This window comes from Microcoleus sp. MON2_D5 (assembly GCF_036701905.1).
Classification (GTDB): domain Bacteria; phylum Cyanobacteriota; class Cyanobacteriia; order Cyanobacteriales; family Microcoleaceae; genus Microcoleus.
This window is the reverse complement of sequence record NZ_JAUBRM010000156.1, coordinates 1-8,136: the sequence shown is the minus strand read 5'-3', so window position 1 is coordinate 8,136 and position 8,136 is coordinate 1. Positions and strand designations below refer to the sequence as shown.

5 protein-coding genes and 1 pseudogene are annotated in these 8,136 nt (G+C 47.4%); 4 read left to right on the top strand and 2 right to left on the bottom strand.

Features of this window, described 5'->3' with window-relative positions:
- Positions 1 to 273: 273 nt before the first annotated feature.
- Positions 274 to 2,019 carry an alpha/beta hydrolase gene (locus QUA47_RS29365; RefSeq protein ID WP_333433393.1) on the bottom strand — a complete coding sequence of 582 codons (1,746 nt, stop codon included), beginning with the start codon at positions 2,017 to 2,019 and terminating at the stop codon, positions 274 to 276.
- Positions 2,020 to 2,304: 285 nt separating this feature from the next.
- On the opposite strand from QUA47_RS29365, the gene QUA47_RS29360 reads away from it, so the two are divergent.
- Both QUA47_RS29360 and ligA read left to right on the top strand, forming a co-directional pair.
- Positions 2,305 to 3,285 (top strand): Npun_R2479 family HD domain-containing metalloprotein, encoded by a 981-nt coding sequence (locus QUA47_RS29360; protein WP_333433394.1) that lies wholly within the window; start codon positions 2,305 to 2,307, stop codon positions 3,283 to 3,285.
- Between the two features lie 398 nt (positions 3,286 to 3,683).
- Entirely contained in the window at positions 3,684 to 5,882 is a 2,199-nt protein-coding gene (gene ligA, locus QUA47_RS29355) for an NAD-dependent DNA ligase LigA (RefSeq protein WP_333433392.1), read from the top strand.
- A 118-nt stretch (positions 5,883 to 6,000) separates the two neighbouring features.
- On the opposite strand, the gene QUA47_RS29350 is transcribed toward ligA, so the two are convergent.
- On the bottom strand, positions 6,001 to 6,204 hold the full coding sequence (locus QUA47_RS29350; protein ID WP_333290352.1) for a hypothetical protein: 204 nt from the start codon (positions 6,202 to 6,204) through the stop codon (positions 6,001 to 6,003).
- Between the two features lie 12 nt (positions 6,205 to 6,216).
- On the opposite strand from QUA47_RS29350, the gene QUA47_RS29345 reads away from it, so the two are divergent.
- Together QUA47_RS29345 and QUA47_RS29340 are read left to right on the top strand one after the other, a co-directional pair.
- Positions 6,217 to 6,630, top strand: coding sequence for a hypothetical protein (locus QUA47_RS29345; RefSeq protein WP_333433391.1), 414 nt, complete (start codon positions 6,217 to 6,219; stop codon positions 6,628 to 6,630).
- A 211-nt stretch (positions 6,631 to 6,841) separates the two neighbouring features.
- Positions 6,842 to 7,903 (top strand): annotated as a pseudogene (locus tag QUA47_RS29340) (IS630 family transposase).
- The last annotated feature ends 233 nt before the right edge of the window (positions 7,904 to 8,136 follow it).

Below are 8,136 nucleotides of genomic sequence, written 5' to 3'. Positions count from 1 at the left end.
TTGTCTGTGCTTGTGACCCACTCACAAAAGCGTTCCCAGACATTGGCGCTTTCGCGCTGCTGTAAGGTTGTTGTCATGGTTTTATGATTGCTTTATTTGGTTGTCAATGTTCGGATGATGTTTATATTATTAACGGTGTTGTTAAGGTTTGTAAAGGGGTGGAGCGACAGTTAAACTGATGACTGCGATTAGGAAAGCTGATGAAAAGGCAGGGGTGGGCGATCGCCCCGGCGCCACAAGATATGCCAGGGTGATCTTCGGCGCACCTCAAGGCTAACGAACGGGAGCTATGGGAGGTGGAGAAGGTAGAGAAACAGGAGCGAGGACAGGCGGAGAGACTGGCCTGCGAGCAGGTGGAGAAATCCTGAACTGCTGGAGTTGCTGCAGGGTGAGCGATCGCAAAATTCTCAGTCCGAGAGTGTCTCGGGAGATGCTTAAAGCGTAGGATGGCTCCAAATACGGGCGGAAATTGGATTTGTTGTTCAAATAGCTTTCCATGAAAGCTAGGCTGAGTCCGCTGAGGTAGCGGCGGGCTAAAGCTGGTTCGGGCCCGATCGCCTCTGCGGGTGGCAGAAAGAGGCTTTGAGGGGATTCCTCGATCGTTGAGAAGTGAGTCCCGTTTATCATCAATACGAGATATTTGTTGAGCGATGTCAGCCATGTGAACGGTTGAATTTGTTCGAGGAAAGCGGGGGCAACAGTATCGGCGCTGCCTGCTATTACCATGACTGGGATTTGGATTTTGCTGAGGTTTGTTTCTCCCAGAATGCTGCTGACGATGGGGTTGATGGCGATCGCAGCTTTGACGCGCGGGTCGTCGAAATTGTATTGGTTACGATCTAGTCCGCGGGCGCGGCACTGCAACAGTAGGGAGAGGTTCCAAGTATCGTTTTCGAGTCCGCAATCTTTGTCTAGCTGGGCAAAATTAATCCCTGCCCCGGCTAATGCTAAAGCCGTATAGCCCCCGAAAGACTGGCCGATGACGCCAACTCGCTGCAAGTCGAGCTGCCCTTGGTAGGCCGGATCGGTTGTAGAAAGTTTGGTTAAATAATCGAGCAGGTCTTTGATGTCGAGGGGGCGGTTGACAAATTCGGCTGGTTCTGCTACTTCACTGGCTCTGCCTGTTACTAAGTTTTGGATTTGTTGGGCGTTGCTGCCGGGGTGTTCGGGGACGGCGACGGCAAAGCCGTAGGAGGCTAGGTGTTTTGCTAAATATTGAAAGGAAATGCGATCGGAACCTAAACCGTGGGAAATTACTACTACTGGGGCCGGTTGCTGGCTCCCCTGTGGCAAGTAAATGTCCATATCAAACGTGCGAGGGCGATTTGGACTCGTCACAGTTACCGATGATTTTTTCCAAGTATAAGGGCCTGGTAGCTGGGGCTGCTGCATTTCGGCGGGCGGTATGGCGGGTTCTGAGGCTGCTTGTGCTTCGGACAACTGGGCGACTCCGGCGATGGTCTGATTGGAACGGTTGATCAGCGATGTCAGCTCGTCGGCGATACCCAAGCCGCGAGCGATGTCAATCCTGATGCCATAAGTGGGGAATTTCCGCAGCACGTTGAGTATGGTCAGGCCTTCTGGGTCTGAGGCTGCTAAAATCAAGGCGGCTCGGATGGCATAAAATCCGGGCTGCCGAGCTTTGGTTTGAATTACTCGGCCCAAGCGTTTCAGCAGCACTTCTCCTTGAGGCGTGTAGAGAAATTGGGCGATCGTCACCTGGCTGATTTCAGCTTTCGCTTGCAGGGCGCTGCGAATCTCAGCTAGCTGAGATTCTTTGATGTATTGAGCGAAGCCGTCCAAGTTCGAGTCTATTTTGCCTTCTTTGGCGAAGAGTGCCAGGGATTCGATGGGAACTGATTCTTCTAGCGGCCCGTAAGTTACGTAAATTCGCTCGGCGCCCATTGCCGGTGTGGCAGTGCAAACAGCAGTGAATGCAAACAATCCTAGGTATTTTGGGGCGATCGACCGCCGAGCGCGAAGGGCAGCAGTGGAGAGGCTCGAAAACAGACAGTTCATAACTTTCACACCTAGGACTTCTAATAATTAGTCGGTGAAACGAGGTAAATTGTTTCGTCAATATTTAATGCCGAAAAATCGATCGGTTGCTTCGGATGCTTCGGAAATTAGGTTATCGTGGGTAGCATAGCCTAAAAGTAATTTTCTGATTTGACAAGGCTAGCTGAAATTTAAAATTCCACGCCGAGGGGTCAAACCTACTGGAATGCCCATTGATTATTTTTTCAGCTATCCAAGATATTTTTGATCGAGTTTGTAACTACAGCCTGAGTGAGAGAATTTATGATGTTCAATGCAACTGCTATCCTGATTGACGCTTTTGTGCAAGAGTTGCAGGCCGGCTACCGTCGCACCTACGGCAAGTATAAGCCTGACTACCCTGAAATTATCGCCTGGGCAGGGACTATGGCTCTGGAAAATATCGCCAACTGCGATGCTCTGTACCACAATGTGGAACACACAATGCTCGTGGCTTTGGTGGGACAAGAGATTCTCCGCGGCAAGCATATTCGCGAAGGGGGAGTGTCGCCGGAAGATTGGCTGCACTACCTGATCTCGCTGCTGTGCCACGATATCGGCTACGTCAAAGGTGTTTGCCGCCAAGACCAAGAAGCTGTGGGACTCTACGCTACGGGTATTGACGGGGGCATGGTTTCTGTGCCGATCGGGGCAACTTCTGCCAGTTTAACTCCTTATCATGTCGATCGAGGAAAACTTGTAATTGACGAACGCTTCGGCGGCCACACATTAATTGATGCCGAACAAATCAAGCGCAATATTGAATTGACGCGCTTCCCAGTTCCTGCTAGCGAAACTCATCAAGACAGAAACAATTATTCTGGACTCGCTAGAGCCGCCGATTTGATCGGTCAGTTGAGCGACCCCAATTACCTGCGAAAAATAAGTGCCCTGTTCTACGAATTTGAGGAAGTCGGCACTAATAAAATCTTGGGATACAAGTCTCCGGGAGATTTGCGGCAAAATTACGCCAAGTTTTATTGGAATGGAGTTTTTCCTTACATTCCAGCAGCTTTAAACTACTTGGAATTGACCCAGGGAGGCAAACAGATTATTGCCAACCTCTATGCCAACGTATTTCAGGTTGAACACGCTGAACCGATCGCTTTCAACAAGACAAACGCTCAAGAATTCACCAAATCTCGAACCACGGGCAATTTAAACGGCGAAAAAGATAGTGATAATCTTCAAGCTTCCATGTCCGGGGAAAACAAGAAATTTGCCGAGTTTCAAGACTTGAATTTGTGATGATTTACACGCACAATTCGGCAGCTATAAAGGCGAGTCAGTCGATTTGAGATTTTACACTTCGGCGTGACAGGTGCGACGAAACGTTCAGCGAGCTGCCAGTCGAACGATTTTAGATTTACTTCCGAGATGACTCTGGAAGGTTGAATAAGAGTCGAAAATTTGGGGCGACTGGCGACTCCTGTCGTTCGCAATTATCCGTTTGTGGGCAGGGTGACAATTAGGATAAGTTTTGATTTTATAGTTGCTGGATCTTTTTTTTAGCTTTAATTGAGATCGATCATCTCAAATCTCCACTCGCCCTAGCAGCAGAGAGGTTGCTCGCTCCTTTTTTTTGAGCTAAAATGAAGAGTTATAATCAAAAATTTAACATCTAAAATCGAAAACCTTAAATTGATATGGCAGCAGAAATTCAGCAGCAAATTCAACAGTTGAGGCAGCAGCTACAGGAAGCTAGCTATGCTTATTATGTTCTCGATGCGCCGATCATGCCAGATGAGGTGTACGATCGACTTTATCGCCAGTTGCAAGACTTAGAATCAGATTACCCGGAATTAATTACTGCAGAAAGTCCGACTCAGCGGGTCGGAGAACAGCCTGCTACTCAATTTTTTAGCGTCAAGCACAATATTCCTCTCTACAGTTTGGAAAATGCTTTTAATTTTGAAGAATTTGCTAAATGGCAGGAACGCTGGCAAAAGGTAGCACCCCCCCTAACCCGCGGTCAAGAGGGAAATGCACCCCCCCTAACCCCCCCTTGTGAAGGGGGGGGACAAGAGGGAAATGCACCCCCCCTAACCCCCCCTTATCAAGGGGGGGGACTAGATGGAAATGCACCTGGGCTTAGCAATCAGGAAAACAGGGAAATTACTCCCCCCCTTAGCAAGGGGGGGTTGGGGAGGGTTTCCTATGTTTGCGAGTTAAAAATTGACGGTTCTGCTTTAGCGTTAACCTATGAAAATGGAGTTTTAGTTCGCGGTGCGACGCGGGGAGACGGCATTGCGGGAGAGGAAATTACTCAAAATGTTAAGACTATTCGATCGATTCCTTTAAAGCTCAATTTAGATAATCCGCCGCCTGTTGTGGAAGTGCGGGGAGAGGCTTTTTTGTCTTTAGCTGTGTTTGAGGAAATTAATCGGGAACGGGAAAAAGCCGGGGAACAATTGTTTGCTAATCCTCGCAATGCTGCGGCGGGTACGCTGCGGCAGTTGGATTCTAAAATTGTGGATAAGCGACGGTTGGATTTCTTTGCTTATACTCTGCATTTAGATGAGGGTAACGAGGAGAAAACGCAGTGGGAATCGTTGGAATTGTTGCGAAGAATGGGGTTTAAGGTAAATCCCAATCGCAAAATTTGCTATTCTTTGGATGAGGTTCGGGAGTATTACGAATATTGGGATACTGAACGGCGAAATTTGCCTTACATGACTGATGGGGTTGTTGTTAAGATTAATTCGGTTTTGCTGCAACGGCAATTGGGTTTTACTCAGAGGTTTCCGCGTTGGGCGATCGCACTGAAGTATCCCGCCGCCGAAGTCCCTACAATAGTAGAAGCTGTCACCGTGCAAGTAGGGAGAACCGGGGCTCTGACTCCTGTAGCGGAACTCAAACCGGTGCAGTTGGCGGGGACGACGGTTTCCCGGGCTTCTCTCCACAACAGCGATCGACTTTCCGATTTGAACCTGCACATTGGCGATACTGTAATTGTTAGAAAAGCTGGGGAAATTATACCAGAAGTTGTGCGAGTTTTGCCGGAACTTCGCCCCCAAAATGCTCAACTTTTCCAAATTCCTAGTTGCTGTCCGGAATGCGAACAGCCTGTGGTTCGGGAAAAGGGGGAGGCAGTTACTCGCTGCATTAATACATCTTGTCCGGCGATTTTGAGGGGTTCGCTGATTCATTTTTGCAGCCGGGATGCTCTGGATATTAACGGTATTGGGGAAAAGTTGGTGCAGCAGATGGTTGATAGCAATCTGGTGCATTCTGCGGCGGATTTGTACGATTTGACAGCGGAAAGATTGATGAGTTTGGAACGCATGGGTAAGAAGTTAGCAGAAAAGTTGGTAAATGCGATCGCCCAATCGAAAAATCAACCTTGGTCGCGGGTACTTTACGGCTTGGGTATCCGCCATGTCGGCACAGTTAACGCTCAATTGCTGACAGAAAGGTTTGCCAATGTGGAAGAGTTAGCAGCGGTATCGGCGGCATCGATTGAGGGGGTTTACGGCATCGGGTCGGAAATTGCTCAAGCTGTTTATCAGTGGTTTAGAGTGCCGGCAAATCAAAGTTTAATTGCACGGTTGAAAACAGCAGGCTTGCAATTGCAGTCAGAAGTGAAAAATTCCAATTTAGCCAGCACAAATTTAAAACTTGCAGGCAAAACTTTTGTACTGACGGGAACTTTGCCCACTTTGAAACGAGATGAAGCTAAAGATTTGATTCAAAAAGCCGGCGGTAAAGTCACAAGTTCTGTGAGTGCTAAAACAGATTATGTGGTTGTGGGAGAAGATGCTGGTTCTAAGTTGGAAAAGGCTCAATCTTTGGGGGTAAAACTACTGTCGGAAGCTGAGTTATTAGAACTGCTATCGAAACCTTAAATGATTAGTGAAAGTCAATATATCTCTCTTTTTTCTTTCTCTGCGCCCTCTGCGATCTCTGCGGTTCGTAAAAAAGCTGATTCACTTGAACCGTTTTCCCAGAACATCACCAACTATTCTATTGCGCCAAATGCAAAATAGCCGATCGCGAATTGGGCAATACCTCAAAAGGCATAGAAAGCGCGATCGCACTTGGTGAATATACATACTTCCCCGGCGGTGCTGCCCGAATCTGTTGTCGGTAAAGGCTAGTTTTGCTAAAATTTGATAAAGTTTGCAATAGCGAGGGCAATTGCCAGCTTAGCAAAATCTCAGCAATCATAGGAGATACATTATGTCTGAAATTCCAGCAGAACAAACACAAACAAACTTGACAACTCCAGAAACAACTACTGAAAGCTCAATTTCTGGGGTGGAAAACGTGAAAAACAGTTTGGGAAATGTCCTAAATAGTTGGAAATTGAAAGTAGGATTAGCAGTTGCTGTACTGTTTGTAGTATCGCTATTGGCTTTCTACTGGCAGCATATGATTGCAGTCGTAGGTATGAAGAGTTGGTCGGCGCGATCGGGAGCTCAGCCGATCGAATGTATGGTAAGAGATACTAATAACGACGAGTATGTCAGTTGCAGTGCCCTCCTCGATCAGCAGATTGTCCCTCTTGAGTGCAGTTCGAGTTTGTTCAATATCGGCTGTCGAGTCAATTACGGAACTGCGGCCCCAAATCCGAGACAAATCAACCCTAGATAGAGCATCTACGGGTTAGAGATGATTGTTCAAGGAACAGATTTGCTACTTAAAATATGGGACTTACAAAAAAACTCTCACCCTGAAAATAGTCCAGCAATAAAGAGCGGAAAACTCTTGTTTTTCTTGTTGTAAATTAGCAGGTAATATCAAGTCCGGTAGCACCGGACTTGTATAATGGGGTGTAGTTAATCGCTCATGCAATCGTACAATTATGGGAAAGCGTCTAGTCATTGAACCACATCTTTCAGTAGAAGAACTTCAGAGCCACTACCGAAGGGTCACCGACCCCATTGAGCGGACCCGCTACCAAATTATCTGGCTATTGGCTAAAGGATTGGTGACCGAAGAGGTAGTTTCAGTCACAGGCTATCACCCAGATAGAATTCGTAGAATTGCCCGTCGTTACAACCAAAGTGGCCCACAAGGATTAATCGATGGTCGTCGCTCTCATCCAGGCCGAACACCAATGTTGTCAGATATTGAGCAAGCACATTTATGGCAAGCACTCAACTCTTTGGCAGAGGATGGTGGACTGTGGAATGGTCGTAAAGTAGCCGACTGGGTGGCGCAATTGAAGGGAAAGCAAATTCAGAGGCAGCGTGGGTGGGAATATTTGCGGCAGATGAATTTCAGACAACTCGTGCCACGATCCCAGCATGACGAAGCTGATATCGAGCAGCAGCAAGAATGGAAAAAAAACTAAATTTGGAACAGGCGCGGCTGCAAGCAAAGTATGCCGAAGCTGAAATCGAGGTTTGGGCTATGGATGAACATCGATTGGGACTCAAACCCATACAGCGACGTGTCTGGGCGCAACAAGGAGAACAACCAATTGCTGCTGTTAAATGGCGTTTTCAATGGTTATGGCTCTATGGATTCGTTCATCCGCTCGTCTGGGGAAACTTATTGGTGGATTCTGCCAAGAGTCAATATCAACCTATTCAACAGAGTTTTAGTAGATTTCGCACAACATTTTGGCGTAGGTAAAAATAAGCGTATCATCTTAGTTCTCGATCGAGCTGGTTGGCACATTCGCTACCAAGTAGAGGTTCCCGAAGGAATTCATTTGTTTTTTCTGCCTCCTTATTCCCCAGAATTACAGCCGGCTGAACGTTTGTGGCCTGTGACTAATGAACCAATAGCCAATCGTTCTTTCGAGTCATTGGATGAGTTGGAAGTTGTGCTATTCCATCGCTGTCGGCGCTTACTTCAACAGCAAGACTTAATCCGTGGTTTTACTTTCTTTCATTGGTGGCCAGCGTGCGGCTGCTAATTGCGATCGCACGCCCACCATACAAGTCCGGTGCTACCGGACTTGATATAAGTAGACTTACCTGCTATTGCCCTTAGGTAATCTGTGATAGATGATGTGCGGCAGTATATTGGCGCTCATATCATGTCCGGTAGTACAACCATAGTAAAATAGCTGGGGGGGGTGACAAGATGGCTAAGAGCTAGACTGAATCTGACTTATAGCTCTCATCCCCTGTTGGTAAAAGTAGCGCT

What these genes read in the sequence shown, in the direction of transcription:
- QUA47_RS29365 (WP_333433393.1), bottom strand. Translation starts at nt 2,019, where the DNA reads ATGAACTGTCTGTTTTCGAGCCTCTCCACTGCTGCCCTTCGCGCTCGG.
- QUA47_RS29360 (WP_333433394.1), top strand. Translation starts at nt 2,305, where the DNA reads ATGTTCAATGCAACTGCTATCCTGATTGACGCTTTTGTGCAAGAGTTG.
- ligA (WP_333433392.1), top strand. Translation starts at nt 3,684, where the DNA reads ATGGCAGCAGAAATTCAGCAGCAAATTCAACAGTTGAGGCAGCAGCTA.
- QUA47_RS29350 (WP_333290352.1), bottom strand. Translation starts at nt 6,204, where the DNA reads ATGATTGCTGAGATTTTGCTAAGCTGGCAATTGCCCTCGCTATTGCAA.
- QUA47_RS29345 (WP_333433391.1), top strand. Translation starts at nt 6,217, where the DNA reads ATGTCTGAAATTCCAGCAGAACAAACACAAACAAACTTGACAACTCCA.